Annotated in this window: 22 protein-coding genes; 19 read left to right on the top strand and 3 right to left on the bottom strand. The window is 44.0% G+C overall.

Annotated features, from left to right (window positions below; all coding sequences use genetic code 11):
- Positions 1-89: 89 nt before the first annotated feature.
- Positions 90-251 carry a hypothetical protein gene (locus AZ46_RS22095; RefSeq protein WP_162472517.1) on the bottom strand — a complete coding sequence of 54 codons (162 nt, stop codon included), beginning with the start codon at positions 249-251 and terminating at the stop codon, positions 90-92.
- A 177-nt stretch (positions 252-428) separates the two neighbouring features.
- Here AZ46_RS22095 and AZ46_RS16350 point away from each other — a divergent pair, with 177 nt between their 5' ends.
- From AZ46_RS16350 to AZ46_RS16310, 9 genes are all read left to right on the top strand, one after another.
- Positions 429-767 carry a rhodanese-like domain-containing protein gene (locus AZ46_RS16350; protein WP_051865613.1) on the top strand — a complete coding sequence of 113 codons (339 nt, stop codon included), beginning with the start codon at positions 429-431 and terminating at the stop codon, positions 765-767.
- A 17-nt stretch (positions 768-784) separates the two neighbouring features.
- Positions 785-1,045: a metal-sensitive transcriptional regulator gene (locus tag AZ46_RS16345; protein WP_029284564.1), complete on the top strand. Its 261-nt coding sequence runs from the start codon at positions 785-787 to the stop codon at positions 1,043-1,045.
- Between the two features lie 114 nt (positions 1,046-1,159).
- Complete coding sequence (locus AZ46_RS16340; protein WP_029284562.1) at positions 1,160-1,639, top strand: DsrE/DsrF/DrsH-like family protein; 480 nt, start codon at positions 1,160-1,162, stop codon at positions 1,637-1,639.
- 20 nt (positions 1,640-1,659) lie between these two features.
- Positions 1,660-2,019 (top strand): rhodanese-like domain-containing protein, encoded by a 360-nt coding sequence (locus tag AZ46_RS16335; protein ID WP_029284560.1) that lies wholly within the window; start codon positions 1,660-1,662, stop codon positions 2,017-2,019.
- 14 nt (positions 2,020-2,033) lie between these two features.
- Entirely contained in the window at positions 2,034-2,321 is a 288-nt protein-coding gene (locus AZ46_RS16330) for a rhodanese-like domain-containing protein (protein ID WP_029284558.1), read from the top strand.
- Positions 2,322-2,363: 42 nt separating this feature from the next.
- Positions 2,364-2,930 (top strand): sulfurtransferase TusA family protein, encoded by a 567-nt coding sequence (locus AZ46_RS16325; protein WP_029284556.1) that lies wholly within the window; start codon positions 2,364-2,366, stop codon positions 2,928-2,930.
- A gap of 43 nt (positions 2,931-2,973) precedes the next feature.
- Positions 2,974-4,101 (top strand): MBL fold metallo-hydrolase, encoded by a 1,128-nt coding sequence (locus AZ46_RS16320; protein ID WP_029284554.1) that lies wholly within the window; start codon positions 2,974-2,976, stop codon positions 4,099-4,101.
- Between the two features lie 35 nt (positions 4,102-4,136).
- The gene (locus AZ46_RS16315) at positions 4,137-4,364 is read left to right on the top strand and encodes a sulfurtransferase TusA family protein (protein WP_029284552.1); all 228 of its coding nucleotides are present in this window, start codon (positions 4,137-4,139) and stop codon (positions 4,362-4,364) included.
- Positions 4,365-4,418: 54 nt separating this feature from the next.
- A complete protein-coding gene (locus AZ46_RS16310; RefSeq protein WP_029284550.1) occupies positions 4,419-5,195 on the top strand; it encodes a sulfite exporter TauE/SafE family protein in 777 nt (258 codons plus the stop codon).
- A gap of 52 nt (positions 5,196-5,247) precedes the next feature.
- Here the strand turns inward: AZ46_RS16310 and AZ46_RS16305 are convergent, their stop codons facing one another.
- Positions 5,248-5,607 carry a YidH family protein gene (locus AZ46_RS16305; RefSeq protein WP_320154642.1) on the bottom strand — a complete coding sequence of 120 codons (360 nt, stop codon included), beginning with the start codon at positions 5,605-5,607 and terminating at the stop codon, positions 5,248-5,250.
- Positions 5,608-5,804: 197 nt separating this feature from the next.
- Between AZ46_RS16305 and AZ46_RS16300 the strand changes: the two genes are divergently transcribed.
- The 10 genes from AZ46_RS16300 (at position 5,805) to AZ46_RS16255 (ending at position 16,741) form a co-directional block, all read left to right on the top strand.
- The gene (locus AZ46_RS16300; RefSeq protein ID WP_029284546.1) at positions 5,805-7,214 is read left to right on the top strand and encodes an MBL fold metallo-hydrolase; all 1,410 of its coding nucleotides are present in this window, start codon (positions 5,805-5,807) and stop codon (positions 7,212-7,214) included.
- A 101-nt stretch (positions 7,215-7,315) separates the two neighbouring features.
- A complete protein-coding gene (locus AZ46_RS16295) occupies positions 7,316-7,930 on the top strand; it encodes a PH domain-containing protein (protein WP_029284544.1) in 615 nt (204 codons plus the stop codon).
- A gap of 174 nt (positions 7,931-8,104) precedes the next feature.
- Positions 8,105-9,301 (top strand): hypothetical protein, encoded by a 1,197-nt coding sequence (locus AZ46_RS16290; protein WP_029284542.1) that lies wholly within the window; start codon positions 8,105-8,107, stop codon positions 9,299-9,301.
- Between the two features lie 85 nt (positions 9,302-9,386).
- Positions 9,387-10,334 carry an SDR family NAD(P)-dependent oxidoreductase gene (locus tag AZ46_RS16285; protein ID WP_029284540.1) on the top strand — a complete coding sequence of 316 codons (948 nt, stop codon included), beginning with the start codon at positions 9,387-9,389 and terminating at the stop codon, positions 10,332-10,334.
- On the top strand, positions 10,300-11,244 hold the full coding sequence (locus AZ46_RS16280; RefSeq protein WP_051827315.1) for a lysylphosphatidylglycerol synthase transmembrane domain-containing protein: 945 nt from the start codon (positions 10,300-10,302) through the stop codon (positions 11,242-11,244). The genes AZ46_RS16285 and AZ46_RS16280 overlap by 35 nt, the downstream gene beginning before the upstream one ends.
- On the top strand, positions 11,231-12,706 hold the full coding sequence (locus AZ46_RS16275; RefSeq protein ID WP_029284538.1) for an alkaline phosphatase family protein: 1,476 nt from the start codon (positions 11,231-11,233) through the stop codon (positions 12,704-12,706). Before AZ46_RS16280 ends, AZ46_RS16275 begins: the two co-directional genes overlap by 14 nt.
- Complete coding sequence (locus tag AZ46_RS16270; RefSeq protein WP_029284536.1) at positions 12,703-13,467, top strand: glycosyltransferase family 2 protein; 765 nt, start codon at positions 12,703-12,705, stop codon at positions 13,465-13,467. The genes AZ46_RS16275 and AZ46_RS16270 overlap by 4 nt, the downstream gene beginning before the upstream one ends.
- Before the next feature lie 74 nt (positions 13,468-13,541).
- Complete coding sequence (locus AZ46_RS16265) at positions 13,542-14,294, top strand: hypothetical protein (protein ID WP_029284534.1); 753 nt, start codon at positions 13,542-13,544, stop codon at positions 14,292-14,294.
- A gap of 26 nt (positions 14,295-14,320) precedes the next feature.
- Positions 14,321-15,238, top strand: a complete 918-nt coding sequence (locus AZ46_RS16260) for an FTR1 family iron permease (protein WP_029284532.1) — start codon at positions 14,321-14,323, stop codon at positions 15,236-15,238.
- Between the two features lie 63 nt (positions 15,239-15,301).
- Positions 15,302-16,741, top strand: coding sequence for a hypothetical protein (locus AZ46_RS16255; protein ID WP_051865610.1), 1,440 nt, complete (start codon positions 15,302-15,304; stop codon positions 16,739-16,741).
- Positions 16,742-17,088: 347 nt separating this feature from the next.
- On the opposite strand, the gene AZ46_RS16250 is transcribed toward AZ46_RS16255, so the two are convergent.
- Positions 17,089-17,754, bottom strand: a complete 666-nt coding sequence (locus tag AZ46_RS16250; protein ID WP_029284528.1) for a haloacid dehalogenase type II — start codon at positions 17,752-17,754, stop codon at positions 17,089-17,091.
- Between the last annotated feature and the right edge of the window lie 101 nt (positions 17,755-17,855).

The raw sequence follows: 17,855 nt of genomic DNA, 5'->3' as shown, positions 1-17,855 counted from the left end.
ATTGTTTATTCGTAATTAGGTAAACAGTACCACTATCGTCCATAAATATTCATTCTTAATTTTTCGACAATGTTCAAATTATAGAGGTATTAAAGGTGGGTTAATACGTAATATTTATTAATTGCGTCATGGGGGTTTTTCATATAAGTAAGGGCAAGCCTGTAATAGGCGTTTTTTTCTGCCATGATTAAGTGGAGCAGAGCGTCCTTGTCGCCCCGCTTCGCTTTTTTGATCAGTCGTGCTGCCTCCATCTCTTCACCTCTCTCTTTTATAAGAGTGACAGACCGGTAATAAAGTTCAAATTTTTTTTCTGAAAAAAGTCATTTAGGCATATGAAAAAATTTCGAACCGGGTTGTTGACAAAATACCCAAAGGGGTATATTATTAGTCTTGTTCACATCAAATCGTTTAACGGGGAGATGCTATCGTTGATTGGTTTGTTTTTAAGTATAATCGTGTTATCATGTATTTTACTATATAACCGCTACTTTCCTGTGCGGGGAATCGCCTGCAGCAGCATGCCGGATCAGCCGGCAGAAGGTATTATGGTACTGGATCTGAGAGCTTACAATGAGTCTTATAAGAATCCTGTGCCGGGTGCAAGAAATATACCTGTTGCCTATTTGCACAGATATTATAAGGAAATTCAGCACAATAACATTCATATCATTGCATCCGATAAGGTGCAGAGAAATTTCGGCATCCGTATTCTGAAGCAAAAAGGATTTCAGATCAAAGGGTGTACGATTGCCAATATAAATGCTTAATGAAAGGAGAGAAGAACATGGAGTACAATGATCAAATGAAAAACCGGGTTAAGCGGATTGAAGGTCAGCTTAGAGGCATTCTTCGGATGATGGAAGAAGAGAAAGACTGTAAAGATGTGATTACACAGCTGTCTGCCACGAGAACGGCGATTGACCGGACAATTGGTGTCGTTGTGAGCTCTAACCTGGTGGAATGTGTACGGGCTGCAAATGAGGAAGGCCATAACACGGAAGATCTGGTTAAGGAAGCTGTTAATCTGCTGGTAAGAAGCAGATAAAATAAAAGGGTTGACACCCTCTTTATTTTTCATTAGTATGATACCCATAGGGGTAAAGGTAAATTTTTTTATTAAACTATATACCCTAAGGGGTAAAAACAGGAGGAACAACACATGTCAGAAACTAAAAAAACAACCATCGTTCTTTTCAGCGGTGATTACGATAAAGCAATGGCAGCTTACATTATTGCAAATGGTGCAGCGGCGTACGATCATGAAGTAACGATTTTCCACACATTCTGGGGCTTGAATGCTCTTCGCAAAGATGAACCGATTGCTGTTAAAAAAGGCTTCATGGAAAAAATGTTCGGCAAAATGATGCCGCGCGGCGCAGATAAAATGGGACTTTCTAAAATGAATTTTGCTGGAATGGGTCCTAAGATGATTAAAGATGTCATGAAAAAGCACAACGCTATCCCGCTTCCGCAGCTGATCGAAATGGCTCAAGAACAGGATATTAAGCTTGTAGCCTGCACAATGACAATGGATCTGCTTGGTCTCCAGGAGAAAGAACTTCTTGATAACATTGAATATGCCGGGGTTGCCGCTTATTTGGCAGACGCAGAAGACGGCAATGTGAATCTGTTTATCTAACTGGAAAGGTGTGAGTGCAGTTGGAGATTGTACAATACGTTTTAATTGGCTTGCTTTTACTGTTTCTTATTAAAAGGCTTATGCCTGCAAAGGGTATCCGGGCCATTTCAACTGCTCAGCTTAAAGAGCAGCTGGATGACCGCAGCAAGCAGTATATTGATGTCAGGACCCCTGCAGAGTATAAGGGGAGACATATTAAGGGTTTTAAAAATATGCCGCTTCATCAATTGGCTCAAAAGGCACAGCTTCTTTCAAAAGATCGTGAGGTTGTTGTCATCTGCCAGAGCGGCATGCGAAGCCAGAGTGCCTGTAAAACATTAAAAAAGCTTGGTTTTAAAGATGTGACAAACGTTAAAGGCGGAATGAACGCCTGGAATTAAGAAGGCTGAATCGGATGAAACAAATGACGGCAAAAGAAGTTGGAGCATCGCTAAAAGATTTAACTGTGATTGATGTCAGAGAACCGGATGAAACGGCAGCCGGCAAAATTCCCGGTGCAATGACCATTCCTTTAGGGCTTCTTGAATTCCGCATGCATGAACTTGATAAGACCAAAGAATACACAATGGTCTGCCGTTCAGGCGGAAGAAGCGGCCGCGCAGCCCAGTTTCTCGAAAGCCAGGGATTCAAGGTTATTAATATGACTGGCGGAATGCTTGAGTGGGAAGGGAAAACGGAGTAATTTTCACAGGAAAAAGCACTTAGACAATTAGGAGGAATGAAAATGAATACGCTGAAAACGAATTTGACACTTGATGCAAAAGGCCTTGCATGTCCAATGCCAATCGTAAAGACGAAAAAAGCGATGAAAGATCTTGAACCTGGGCAGGTACTCGAGGTGCTCGCTACAGACAAAGGCTCGAAGGCTGATCTGAAAGCCTGGGCAGGAAGCGCAGGACATCATTATCTCGGCACAATCGAAGAAGACGGCATTCTTAAGCATTATGTGCGCAAATCTTCAGGTGAAGAAACAAAAGAGAAAACGTACCCTCACGTAAGCAGCAATGAAGAGCTTGAAACAAAGCTTGAAGACAGCAGCATTGTGATTCTCGATGTACGGGAAGCAGCAGAATATGCTTTTGAACATATTCCAAATGCAGTATCTATTCCGCTTGGCGAGCTTGATGACCGGATGAATGAGCTGAACAAAGAAGACGAGATTTATGTTGTATGCCGTACAGGAAGCAGAAGTGATCTTGCCGCTCAAAAACTTGCAGGCAATGGATTTGCGAACGTGAAAAACGTTGTTCCAGGCATGTCTGCATGGTCTGGCAATACGGCACGCATCTAACAAATTTTTTTACCATATAATATACCTTAGGGGGTAATTGAACATGGCATTAAATGTGATGACAGCAAAAGACGTAACAAAAAAGGTATTTGATAAACAGCCTTTATTCATCTTGGATGTCCGCAACGAAAGTGATTTTCAGGATTGGAAAATCGAAGGCGAAAACTTCAGCTATTTAAATATCCCGTATTTTGATTTGCTTGATGGGGTTGAAGAGATACTAGATCAGATTCCGGCAGACTGTGACGTATTAGTCGTTTGTGCAAAAGAAGGATCAAGCATTATGGTTGGTGAAATGCTTGCTGATGAAGGTCTGTCTGTGTCCTATTTAAAAGGCGGCATGAAAGCCTGGAGTGAGCATCTCGAGCCTGTAAAAGTCGGAGACTTAAAGAACGGCGGCGAGGTTTATCAATTCGTCCGCATCGGGAAAGGCTGTCTTTCCTACATGGTCATTTCAGACGGTGAAGCAGCGATTATTGACTCAACCCGTATGACAGATTTATATCTCGAGTTTGCAAAAGAGAAGGGTGCAGCAATTGAGCATGTGTTTGATACGCATCTGCATGCGGATCATATTTCCGGCGGAAGAATCATCGCCGAGAAAACAGGCGCAGCCTACTGGCTGCCTCCAAAGGATGCTGGTGAAGTAACCTTTGACTATAACGCATTAGAAAGCGGAACAGATGTCACAATCGGCAGTACGACAATCAATATCCATGCCCTTTATTCACCGGGCCACACGATTGGATCAACTTCCTTCGTCGTTGATGAGAAATTCCTGCTTTCAGGTGATATTCTTTTCATCGATTCCATTGGGAGACCGGATCTTGCAGGTATGGCTGAAGACTGGGTAGACGACTTGCGCGAGAGTCTTTATAAGCGCTATAAAGAATTGTCTGAGGATCTGCTTGTCCTTCCGGCTCATTTCATGATTATTGATGAGTTAAATGACGATGGCAGTGTTTCTGAGAAGCTAGGCGTACTTTTTGAAAAGAACCATGGTTTAAACATTGAAGATGAAAATGAGTTCAGAAAGCTTGTAACCGAGAATCTTCCTCCGCAGCCAAATGCGTACCAGGAAATTCGCGAAACAAACATGGGGAAAATCACCCCGGATGAAGAGCAGCAGCGTGAAATGGAAATCGGTCCAAACCGCTGTGCAGTAAGATAATCAGACTTTAAATTAACTCTAGGAGGAATTTTAAAATGGAAACAGCAAAAGTATTAGACGCAAAAGGTTTAGCTTGTCCAATGCCAATCGTCAGAACAAAAAAAGCGATGGCTGAACTTGAATCTGGACAGGTGCTTGAAGTACATGCAACAGACAAAGGGGCAAAGGCGGACCTTACAGCCTGGGCAAAATCGGGCGGCCACGAGCTTGTGAAACACGAAGAAGAAAACAGTGTCTTCAAGTTCTGGATCAGAAAAGGATAATAGAAAGGGAACCGGTTCAGGTTCCCTTTTTTAATAAAGGAGAGTGACTTACCCATGGACTTTGCATTTATTATCACTATTTTCTTAATCGGTTTTATCGGTTCATACATTTCCGGAATGCTTGGAATCGGCGGTTCAATCATAAAATATCCGATGCTTCTATACATTCCGCCCCTTTTCGGACTTGCAGCCTTCAGCGCCCATGAAGTTTCGGGGATCAGTGCTGTTCAGGTCTTCTTTGCGACAATCGGCGGTGTGTGGGCCTACAGAAAAGGCGGATACTTAAATAAGCAGCTCATCCTTTATATGGGTGCAAGTATCTTAATCGGAAGCTTTATCGGCGGATTTGGCTCTAAAGCAATGTCTGAAGAAGGCATTAACGTGATTTACGGAGTACTTGCTTTGATTGCAGCTATTATGATGTTCATTCCTAAAAAGGGCATCGATGATATTCCTCTTGATCAAGTAACGTTTAACAAGTGGCTTGCTGCTGTTCTAGCAATTATTGTTGGTGTTGGATCAGGAATTGTCGGTGCAGCCGGGGCATTTTTACTTGTGCCGATTATGCTCGTGGTTCTTAAAATTCCTACAAGAATGACGATTGCTTCGTCCCTTGCAATTACCTTGATTTCATCCATTGGAGCAACTGTAGGGAAAATAACGACAGGCCAGGTTGACTACTATCCTGCTCTGATTATGGTTGTTGCAAGTTTGATTGCTTCTCCGCTTGGTGCAATAGCAGGTAAAAAAATGAATACGAAAATCCTTCAAATCATTCTCGCTGTCTTGATATTATTAACAGCCGTGAAGATTTGGCTGGATATTCTTTAATAGAAAGAGCAGCAGATCATCGGTTGATTTGCTGCTCTTTTATCTTGCTCGATTAAATTATAAGGAAAAAGTAGAAAGTAAACCCAAGAATCAGCACAAGAATAATGATGGATAAAAAGATGACAATATGTTTAGAGGGCTTAAACGTCTGAGTATCGATCTGCTTCGTTTTTTTGATATAGTCATACGTCGAAAACAGGACAATCCCAATTCCTGAAAAAATGGAGACAATACCGGTAATAGTAGTTATGGCATCAGCCATATCAGACAGTTTTGACAAAAAAGTAAAATGAATATTAGTCATAAGAAACCCGATTCCGATAATGGCGATGGATGTCCGGATCCAGGCTAAATAGGTTCTTTCATTTGCGAGATGCTGCTGAATGTAATTAGAGCTCACTGTTTTATTCAATGGGTTCACCTCATTCATTTATCTTACCTTCATTAAATACTATATGGGGTATATATTCAACTTTTGAATTCTGTAAGAGTATGTCCATATTTATAAATAAAAAGCGGAAATCAGTTTAGATACAAACAGGTTTAGAAGAATGTTGACGAGGTAATATACATATACGGGTATATGTAAAATAACAAGGAGGCAATTCTATGTTTTTCCGTTCATTCTTTGATGAAAATCTTGCTCAAATGTCCTATTTTGTTGGATGCCAGAAGACAGGCGAGGCACTGATTGTAGATCCTGCACGCCACATATCTCCCTATTTGGAAACAGCTGCTAAAGAGGGTTTTCATATTTCAGCCGTAACAGAAACCCATATTCATGCCGATTATGTATCTGGATCACGAGAGCTTGCGAAAAAGACAGGGGCCAAGCTCTTTTTATCTGACGAGGGCGATGAAAACTGGAAATACGGATTTGCTGAAGAGTTTGACCACGAGTTTCTGAAGGATGGCTCTGTTTTCACAATCGGGAAAATCGAACTGAAGGTGCTTCATACTCCTGGGCATACACCGGAGAGCATCTCTTATGTTCTTACTGACAGAGGAGGCGGCTCTGATGTGCCGATGGGGATTTTCACAGGAGATTTCGTTTTTGTCGGAGATATTGGTCGTCCGGATCTTTTGGAGAAAGCGGCGGGTGTAACGGGAACTGCTGAAGCAGGGGCAGCTGCCATGTATCAGTCCGTACAGAAGTTCAGGGAACTGCCTGACTATATGCAGGTATGGCCGGCTCATGGAGCAGGGAGTTCCTGCGGAAAAGCATTGGGGGCTGTGCCGGTTACAACGGCCGGATATGAAAAGAAAAACAATTGGGCTTTTAAACTTGATAACAAAGATGATTTTATAGAAGAACTGCTTAAAGGCCAGCCTGAGCCTCCGAAATATTTTGCCCTGATGAAAAAAGTGAACAAAGAGGGGCCGGATTACTTGCGTGAAGCTGATATACAGGAGATGTCTGATAAGGACCTGAAAAAGAATTCAGAGGTACAAGTAATAGACACAAGGCCTTCTGATCTTTTTAAAGAGGGGCACTTGCCTGGAAGTCTTAATATTCCGTTTGGCAAAACGTTTGCAAACTGGGCCGGATGGCTTCTTGATTACAGCAGGGAAGCGGTGCTCGTGTGTGAGTCAGCATCTGTAGAACAGGCAAAAAAAATGCTCGAGTCGGTAGGGTATGATAAAACGGCAGCCTATATAGAACCAAAAGGCATCAGTGAGATTTCAGACATGGAAACGTATGAAGAAGTCACCGCAGCCGAGGCAGCTGATCTGCTTAAATCAAACCCTGAAGACTATGCAGTCATCGATGTAAGAAACGCTGCAGAGTGGGAGCAGGGGCATATCCTGGAAGCAAAGCACATGATGCTTGGAACCATCCAAAAGAGAACGGATGAGCTCCCGGGTGACAAAAAGCTGCTTGTACACTGTCAATCAGGAGTGCGCTCCGCCATTGCCATGAGTGTTCTTCAGGCAGAAGGGTACAAAGATTCCATCAATATTATCGGCGGTTTTTCTGCCTGGAAGGAAGCGGACCTGCCGTACTCAAAAGAAAGCTGACAAAGGGTATCCTGTCTGAAATCTTTTCATAAAAAACGGTTCCCAATCCTTCTGCCTCTTGTTAAAATTAGGGAGATGCTAAACAAGGAAGGATGAAAACCATGTTTAAAAAGATCGCTTCAGAAGCACTTGGCCTGTCAGATATCGGCACGATCATCAGCCCTCAGGACTTTGATAAAACAGATGCAGACGATTATGTGATGCATGAAGACAACGAGAAAATCTACTTCTTAATAAAAACAAAAGCAGACGAGTACTGCTTTACGAATCTTGCCTTTATCCATGTAGATGGTGCAAATGCTGTCTCTTCAAAGCGAACATTGAAACGCTATCCGTACGCACAGCATAAATTTGCTGATGTGATGCTTGAAACAGCAGGCAAAATTGATATGGACGTTGAAATTAAATTCACTCTCGGCAGCCAGCGTTTTGACATTGACGTTCGCAAAGATCAAATTGAACAGCTGAAGGACCTGTACAAATCTCTTCTTCGCATCGCTGAAACTACCCATGAGAATGCCATCTACATTGATATGGCGTCTCAAAGTCTTGATAAAGCGGTGAATGTACTGCAAAACTCAAGAACGGATGATACAAAGCTAGCGGATACATACAGAGATCTGACGGACTTCGGGTTCACTTGGATGACATCTGTACGCGAGCAGTACCATATTAAAGATTTTGGCAGTGTTTTTGAAAAGTACATTAATAATTGATCGTTAAAGCCTGCTCTCAGTGAGCAGGCTTTTTAGTTGCATATGGAGCAGCATGCTGCTTTAAAACCTGTGCAAATAGTCTGAAGTGTGTTGACAATGAGAATCGTTCTCCATTATAATGACGAAGTACTTATTGAAAATCATTATCAACAGCGATAAACAGGGGGAAATAACATGTCACTTAAGTGGACGATTTTATCAGCGGCTCTTGCATCAGCTCTTATCATCAGCGGATGTTCAAAAGATTCCGCGTCATCAAATGAAGAGAAACCGGCTGCAGAAGAGAAAGCAGGCAAAGAAGAACAAGTGAAATCAGATACAGATAAGCAGGCTGAAATGGAGCCTGAAGCTCTTGTGGCCTCTTATAAAGAAGCAGTTGCAGAACTGGATAAAGCAAAAGAAGACAAAGAAGTGGACTTTGCAAAAGTAGAAGAAATCTACATATCCGACCTTCAGCCGCTTGTTAAAAAGCGCGATGAGGAATTCGGAGAACAGGTTGACCAGACGCTGACAGCTGCACTTGCAGCCGGCAAGAACGAAGAAATGAATCCGGTTGTTGTAAGACAGCTTTTTGATAAGCTCATGCAGAAAGAATTTTTCCAGACGGTCAGACACGAATTTGCTGAAATCGATGAAAACTGGGGAAATAAAGAAGAAGTAACGGAAGAATATGAAGAAGCAATGACATTCTACAGTGTTCTTGAAGGAACCGTTGAAAAGCGCGATGCCGCCTATGAGTCAAACATGCAGGAGGTTATTTCAGGCGGGTTCAGCGAAATTCAGTCAGCCATTGAAAATGACGACAAACTTGCTTTTTCACTTGGAAAACAAGTAGTTGATAAAACCTTGATGAAAACATTCTATTATGCAGTAGGCGCTGTGCCGAACGGCTATGCAACAAAAGCGTCAGAATCAGCGAAAACGGATGAAACAGAAGCGATGATTCAGCAGTCAGAAGGATGGGCTTTCTATCAGTCAGTGTATCCTTATCTGCAAAAGAATGCGCCTGAAGAAGCAGACTACATCCTAGGCCAGCTTGATCTTCAGACAGATGCGAAAAATATTGATGCTTACAAAATCAACAGAGCGTTCGTACGCGGATTCGGCAAGATTGCCCTTCATGAATATGAAGAAAGCAAAGAAGCGTTCGGTGAAGAAAAAGGAACAGTTACAGCCATCGAGGGTGCTCTTTTCATCAACATGATTGAAAATGACATCAAAGAAATTCTTGGCGAAGAAGAAACAGCGAAGCTGACTGAAAATGCTAATAGCTATCTTGAAGCTGCAAAAGCAGGCAACAAAGAAGAAGCAGACAAATATTTGCCTTTACTTGAAGAGAGCTTAAATAATCTCATTCAGAAAGCTCAATAATATGGTATAAAAGAAGAAGCCTTGTTTGCAGACAAGGTTTCTTCTTTTTACGATGAGAATGGATGATGAGGAGATTAATGCAAATATGAAAGTACTTATAACAGGAGGGGCAGGTTTCATTGGAAGCCATCTTGCCATCCGCCTTTTAAAAGAGGGCATGCACCCGGTTTTGATAGATCATCTTTCCGAGGAACTGCCCCATGCGAGAAAAGAATATCAGCTGAAGCAGGTATTCAAAACCGGGCCTGCCGTTTATTATAATTGCAGTTTCCTGGAACGCGAAAAGGTTTCTGTCATCATGGAGAAGGAAAAGCCCCATGCTGTCGTTCACCTGGGAGGACTGGCAGGGGTCATACCTTCCCTTAAAGATCCTTCTGCTTATATTAAGACGAATATCGACGGTACAAACAATGTGCTTGCCTGTGCCGCTGAACAGAATGTGAAGCATGTGATCTTTGCTTCTTCTTCATCCGTTTACGGAGAACAGGCAGGGCTTCCGCTGTCAGAGGATATGGCGACAGGAAGGGTTCTTTCCCCGTATGCTGCCTCAAAAGCAGGTGCAGAGGCACTCTGCCACTCTTATCGCCACATGTATGGCTTTCAGATGAATATCCTCAGATTTTTTACCGTATATGGACCGTGGGGAAGGCCGGATATGGCGTTTGCCACTTTCATCCGCAAGCTTTTCCATAATGAGCCGATTACTATTTACGGACAGGGTACAGGCCGTGATTATACGTATATTGATGACATTGTGAGCGGCATTCTGCTGACACTGAAATCAAAAGAGAGTGACGTGTACAATCTTGGATCAGGCCGGCCCGTTTTAATGAGTGAGGTAGTGGATGAGATCAAGCATCACTTTCCGAATGTGAAGCTGCTGCAAAAAGAGGCAAGGATAGGCGATGTGACGTCGACCTGGGCTGATGTGTCAAAAGCACGTGTGAAACTCGGGTATGATCCTGCGGTGTCTTTTAAGAAAGGATTTGAGGAAACTGTTGCCTGGGCAAAAGAGCATTCGGACCTTATTTAATCTGACAGGTCTCATTCTTGTAGGCTTTTTTATCTTTATCAGTCTCCGCGTGTTCCATCCGGAATTGATGATTGGCCAGTTTCAGTCCCTTCTTCAGCGTCCGTACGTTCTGATTTTGATGACTCTTCTTTACGGGACTGCCTTTATTTTGCGGGCAGCGTCTTGGAAGCTGTATCTCCAAAACCGGGCCTCATTCAGAAAGTGTCTGGCAGGCCTGCTTTACAGTCTGTTTGTCAATCATTTATCTCCTGTAAAAGCAGGGGACGCAGTGAGAGCAGCTGTTTTTAAAGGTGACCGGCATGTATCCCTTGGACAGGCAGCCCACTCTGTGGTCGTGCTGAGACTTCTTGACATGCTTGTGCTGATTGTTTTCGCAGGGGCAGGCTTTGCTGTTTTACTTGGCAGCTTCGGCCTCAATGTTCCGCTTGTTGTCCTGTTGGCATGTCTTGCAGGAGCGGGGCTTTTGCTGCTTCGGCTGAAATTTCCGGAGTTTCTCCGCAAGCAGATTCTTCAGTTGAAAGAAGGGCTTCACGGTGTGAGGGGCATGGCGGTCTTATGTTTGATTATTGTGAGCTGGGTGCTTGAAGCGTTCGTTATATTTGGTGTTGCTGCACCTGGAAGCTTATCCTTTATTGAATCGATTTGGGTGAACAGCGTAACGGTCGCAGGACAGGTATTTCAGGTGACGCCGGGCGGGGTGGGCACTTATGAGTCAGTCATGACAGCGGCACTCGTTCAGACAGGTGCAAACGTACAGGAAGCTTACGGATACGCAGTCATCAGCCACGTATTTAAGTTTGTCTTTTCATATGCAGGGGGCCTGGCTGCATTTCTGCTGCTGCCGGTTCCTTTAAGAGAACTGACAAAATTCATGAAAAGAAAGGAGAGGAATCGGAGTGGAAAAAGCTAAACAAGCTTCATCTTTTGAGAAAATCGCTGCATGGTGCTGGAATTTGCTGAATGAAGGCAAGCCGTTCACACCTATTTTTGCAGCAGGTTCTTTTTTGCTGTTTCATCTTGGTCTTTTTGAAGATGTCCGTTTTTGGCAATCGTTCGCAAGTTCGCTGCTCGTTGTCATTCCACTGCTTATTATTTATTATCTCTATGATTTCCCTCTGTTTTTAAGAAATTATTTGTGGATTCCGTTCATTGCGTATTTGCTTATGTTTGATACAGTGAATCTTGGCCTGCTCTTATTTGCTGCCGGTCTTTATTTCTTTTTTACGGTCTTTTTCTGGGGAACGTTTTATTATCATCTGCGGATTGGGACGTCCTGGACTAACTTTACGCGTTTCTGGAAGCTTGTGTTAAAAAACAGTGACTCCACAAGCGGAAATGCACAGGAGCAGCTGCCGAAGCTGATGCTTGTTCTTTCTGTCTGGAGCTACGCGTTCAGCGTTTTCTACAATGGCGGAACATTTGCAGATATTGCTGCCGGGCAGCTTATCATATTGTACGCTGGCCTGTTCATTTATACCTTTATCCTTCATCACTATCTGTTCGATTGGAAGCCGAAGCCGATTGAAACGTATACAGATAACGCCGAAGTACCTGAAGAAGGCATGAATGATAAAGTAGTTGTCATTGTCATCGACGGAATGAGAAAGGAACGGTTTGAAGAAGCTGATACCCCTTATCTCGATTACCTCCGCAAGAACGGAACAGAGTATGCGAAGATGGAAACGGTGTATCCTGCACGAACGGTCGTGTGTTTCTCATCCATGTTCACCGGCACATACCCGTTTGAGCATGGCATAAAATCCAACATGGTGTGGAGATTCGGAGTGCGGACAGAAAGTATTTTTGATTCCTTGCGCAAAGTGGGGAAAAAGGGGAAAATGCTTGCCGTTGCCCACCTTGTGGACGCATTTGGAAAAGACGTTGAAACCTTTACCGCCGTCATGAAAAATGATGTGGTTGATTATAAAATCATGGAAAAAGCAAAGCAGATTATGGATGAGCAGGATCCTGAGCTGTTCATCGTCCAGTTGATTTCAACAGATCAGACAGGCCACAGCAGAGGTGTATTATATGACGAGTATCTTCAGAAAATAAAAGAAGCCGATCATCTCGTAAAGGATTTTATCGGACACCTTGAAAAATCAGGAAAAGCCGAAAATACGACGTTTATCATCTGTGCGGACCACGGCCAGGCCGATGGCATCGGCGGTCACGGCCATCTTGATGAGGGAGAGCGGATTGTGCCGTTCTTCATGTACGGCCCATCCATTGCCAAAGGCAAAGTGGTGGAGGAAAAACACAGTCTCGTATCGATTGCGCCTACCCTTTCCTATCTGCTAGGCGCACCATTTCCATCGCACAGCAGGGGACCGGTGCTCATGGATGCCGTTAAGAAAGGATCAGATCAATGAGAAAACAGAAAGTAATCGTATTTCTGCCCGCATACAACGAAGAAAAATCCATCGCACCTGTCATCGAATGTGTTCCCCGGAACATTCATGAGAATGTGGACGTTGAAATTCTGGTTATTGACGATGGTTCAACAGACGGAACTGTCCGTGTCGCAAAAGCGGCAGGCGCTGATCATATTGTATCAATGCCCCGTAACGGCGGCCTCGGGGCTGCGGTCAGAGAAGGCCTTGCGCAAAGCTTTCGATTAGGGGCTGATATCTCTGTCATGATTGATGCCGACAACGAATATCCAGCGGATGAAATTCCAAACCTCTTGGAACCGATATTTGCAGGAGAAGCAGACTACACAATGGGTTCGAGATTTTTAGGAACGATAAAAGGGATGAAGCTTCATAGAAGGCTTGGCAATTACTGCTTCACCCTCCTTCAGTCGCTTCTATTAAGAAGGTGGATCTACGACGGGCAATCAGGCATGAGGGCGTTCTCCCGCCAGGCAATGGAACACGCTGAAATCATCCATGACTACAATTATGCCCAGGTCATCACACTTAACCTTGTCCGCAAAGGCTTCAGGGTAAAAGAGGTGCCGATCACCTATCAAGTGCGGACAGAAGGTCAGTCATTTATTAAATTCAGAAAATACATGTCGTCTGTTCTGCCTGCCATCTTCAAAGAAATGACGCGCCCGGTCAGAAAACCGGCCATAAAAAGAGATGCACATGTTTTGCCGCTTTTTAGAGAAAATAAAAAATGCTCCTAGAGTATTTTTTATTTTCTCATTTTTTATTGACAATAAAAATGAGAATCATTATCATTGTTTAGGGAGGGAACATAATGAAAAAGACTTTTATCCTGCTTTTAGCACTAATACTACTCAGTTTGCCTGTACATAACAGTGTTTCTGCTTATTCCTACGGTGATCCGAATGAGGAAAAGATCGCAGAAGCTTATAAAAACATGCAGGTTCAGCTCGACGAATCTCCTCCTGATTTTGCTGAGGCAAAGAAGATTTATGAAACAGTTCAGGAAGAAGTGGATATGCACATGGGCGCTGAGCCTTCAGAAGCAATCCTTCAGAATATAGAAGATAAAGACAAAGAACAGCTGGTTCAGAACATGGAGAAGCTTCTTGCCATGAACATCAGCCGCCGCCTTGAGAACGTAGACGCGAATTTTAAAGATTACGATACAAGCAAACGACTGCTTGCAAAAGGCTTTGCTACTTACGAAGCTTTGTCGCCGCGCATCGCAGAGAGTGACCCTGAAATGGATCAGCAGAACAAAGATGAATTCAATAAAGCTCTAAAATCTCTTGGAAATCCGGGCCTTTTCGGTGTCGGAAAAGCAGATGCAAGCCAGGATTCGTTTAATGAAAGCAAAGATGTTATTTTAACGAACCTGAAAAAAGAATTTGATATAGAAGATTTTGAACAGGGACACTTTACAAGCGGAGAGGAAGAATCGACCGCTTCAGAGACAACGGACTGGACAGATCTTGCGAATTTAAAAAACTGGATTCCAATTCTGCTGCTCGCAGCAGTGATTGCGGCCGTTACAGTATTCACCATCCGGAGAAGAAGAAAGTAGCCGCATTATAAAGGGGAGGGTATAGTATGCAGCTTCAGGCTTTTTTAATCACATTCCGCGAAGTACTTGAAGCCCTGCTGATTGTAGGGATTATCACCACTTATTTAAAGAGAATAGACAATGCAAAGCTTGTGAAATTTGTCTGGCTTGGTGCAGGTCTTGCCATTTTCGCAAGCTACCTTGTCGCATTGCTTTTCCAGGTCGTCTTTACCGGCTTTTCGGCGATGGGAAGCGAAATGTACCTGAAGATATCCATCATCTTTATATCCTCCATTCTTTTAACGCAAATGGTTTTCTGGATGGCTGAACACAGCAAAAACATCAAGTCCTCCATTGAGGGGAAAATCAGTCATTATATTTCTGCCGGTAGCATCATCGGCATGGTCATGCATTCCTTCCTTGTTGTCCTCCGCGAAGGTGTAGAAACGGTCTTCTTTTTCGCAGCCATCACGGGCGGAAACATTGGAGCGGCTATACAGGGCTGGGGTGCTATATCGGGGCTGCTCACAGCATCTGTTGTCAGCTATTTATTCTTTAAAGGAACAATGAAGATTTCACTTAAAGCATTCTTTAGAATTACGGGGGCTTTCATTGTCCTGATCGCTGCGGGTTTGTTTGTCCAAGGTATTTCTATCCTTCAGGATTTAAAGATCATTGGAAGCGTCATGCCTCATGTGTACAACATTACTTGGCTCCTGCCGGAGCATCCAATTGATTATGCGCACTATCTGCGCGATCACGGCACAGCACCGCTTTTATCAGGAGATATCGGCATCTTCCTGAAAGCATTTCTTGGCTATTCATCCATGCCTTCTCTCGAGGAAGTCATCGGATACCTTGGCTATTTTGCTGTCATTTATATGCTGCTGACAACTAAGAAGCCTGTAAAGAAAGAAAAAGAAGCATCCAAAGAAGTATTGAAGCCTGAGGCACGTTTAGGCTAAAAAACGCAAGGCATATGCCTTGCGTTTTTTATCGTTCAGTATCCAGCAGAGGAGAATGCAATAATGAGCAAAAACATCACGACAGCCGCCGCCTTTTTTCTTCTGGCTGCAGTCTTCAGCTTACGGTTTTTATACAGCAGCCCCTATGCAGCAACCTGGGATCAGGTTGACTTTGCCCTTGCACTTGAGAGATATGATCTTCTTGCCATGCAGCCGCATTTTCCCGGCTATCCTTTTTTTATCTTCGGAGGCATGCTTGCTAACAGCTGGATAGAAAACCCTGCACAGGCGCTGTCTGTTTTTAACGGAATCATGACACTTGCTGCGAGCCTGCCGGTTTATCTGCTTGCAAGGCAGTATGCCGGACGTCTTCCATCACTTCTGGTTGTGGCGGCCTTGCAGACGAACACGTACCTCTCTATCCTTTCAGCTCAGCCGATGTCAGAAGGAGCGGCAATCGGGGCGCTGTGGTGGTATCTATGGGCGGTTCACCGTGCCTATCATAAAACCAATCTGACGGCGCAGCTCCTGCCGCTTCTTTTTTTCAGTCTGTTAATGGGGATCAGGCTCTCGTATGCTCCGTTCGGTCTTGCCATCGTGCTCCTGTGGATTCATCAGTACCGAAAAGGAAAAGGTTTTAGGGAGCTTGCGGGCCTTGCTGCGGCGGCCATTCTGTTTCAGGGAGTGTGGCTTGCTGCGCTTATACTCAGTGAAGGGAGCATAAGCGGTTTTCTAAAGCTTTCCATGGGATTTGTTGCAGGTCACTTCACTTCTTGGGGAGGCGCTGTCACGGAGTCAGGAGAACCGCTCCTGTCCAGACTTTACCGGCTGACTGTCCACAACGTTGTGTTTACAGGCATGTTTGCCGGATCGCTTCTCCTGCTTGGGGCGGGTGCACTAGCTGGGGGCTTGCTGCTGATCAGATTCCGAAAAAGTGCATTCAGGGAGTATTGGTCGATCAACAAACTGCTGCTCATCCTTGCCGGCGCCTATTTTATCTGGAATCTCTTCGCGCAAAATATTGATAAACCGAGACACTCGTTTCCGGTTGCCATGCTGCTGCTTTTCAGCCTTTTTACAATGGCTGCCGCAAAATCTGCAAAAGCTCAGTATGCCCTTATTCTGTTCGCGGGCCTTCAGTTAGCGGTATGTGTTCCCATTCTAAAAGAACAGGCCGAAAAAAAACCCGCCGTCTATCAGATGGCGGAATACCTTGAACAGCAGAAACAGCCGCTGATTGTGTATACGTGGGAAGAAACCCGGGTGCTGCAGTATCTTTCCGTTCCCTATGACCATAAACGCTTTTACACATATCCATACTTCAAAAAAGACATCTCCTACCAGAAAGACAAAGAGATCTATCTGACAGGCGAGCTTGTCGACGGATTTAAGGAACAGGGAGTGGACTTATATCCCCGGCTTGAAAAAGTAAAAGAATTTCATTCGAACTTGCTTTTTGATCCTGTATACGGGGAGATTGAACTTTATAAATTGAAGGAATGATGGGTGGGGTGAGTGACGCTGATGAGGTTTTCTTACCCTGGCAGATCGAATAACGGTTTTGTAGGGTAAGAAAAGTAGATTTGCTTACCCTGGCAGATCGAATAACGGTATTGGAGGGTAAGAAAAGTAGATTTGCTTACCCTGGCAGATCGAATAACGGTTTGGGAGGGTAAGAAACGCAGGTTTGGTTACCCTGCCAGATCGAATAACGGTTTGGGAGGGTAAGAAACGCAGGTTTGCGTACCCTGTCAGATCGAATAACGGTTTCGGAGGGTAAGAAAAGTAGATTTGCGTGCCCTCTCACATCGAATTGCGGTTTAGGAGGGTAAGATAAATTGGCTTGCAACTCATCTCCACTCCAAAATCCCTTTCAAATCTTCGTAAATACTATGCGGCTTTACCCCAAGCTCTTCTGTGGGCATGCCTCCCCGGTTGATCCAAGCTGTCTGGAATCCGAAATTTCTGGCACCGGAAATATCCCAGCCGTTTGATGACATGAAAAGCACGTTTTCCCGCTCGACCCCGAGTTCTTTTAATACAAGGGTGTAGGAAGCGGGGGAAGGTTTGAATTGCTTCGCATGATCCACACTGATAATGGCGTCAAATAGAGGGGCAAGTCCTGACTGTTCAATGAGGGGATCCAGCATATCATGGGATCCATTTGAAAAGACAGCCAGTTTTTTACCCGATAGGCTCCGCAGAACCTCTTCCGTTTCCGGGTAGCATTCCAGCTTTTTATATTCATTAATAAGCAACTCTTCTTTTTCAGGTGAATTCTCCAGATGAAGCGAACGAAGGGTGTATGACAGTGCGTTTCTTGTGACGGTCAAAAACGTTTCATAGTTGCCCATAATCTGCCGCAGGAAGGAATATTCCAGCTGCTTTTGCCGCCATATCCTGCTGATCTCTTCTCCTCGTCCATCATAAAGTTCATCTGCTTTTTTCTTTACGGAATGCACATCAAAAAGTGTGCCGTATACGTCAAATACACAAGCCTTTATTTCATTATTCATTGGCGTCTCCTCCTATTACTGAGCCATACCCGTTTTTTTACTATACACAAACAGACAGAAAATATGGCGAAAGCTTGAACAATGGTCAAATTTGTCCAAAA

Source organism: Metabacillus indicus LMG 22858 (assembly GCF_000708755.2).
Classification (GTDB): Bacteria; Bacillota; Bacilli; order Bacillales; family Bacillaceae; genus Bacillus_P; species Bacillus_P indicus.
This window is presented reverse-complemented; position numbering and strand designations above follow the sequence as displayed.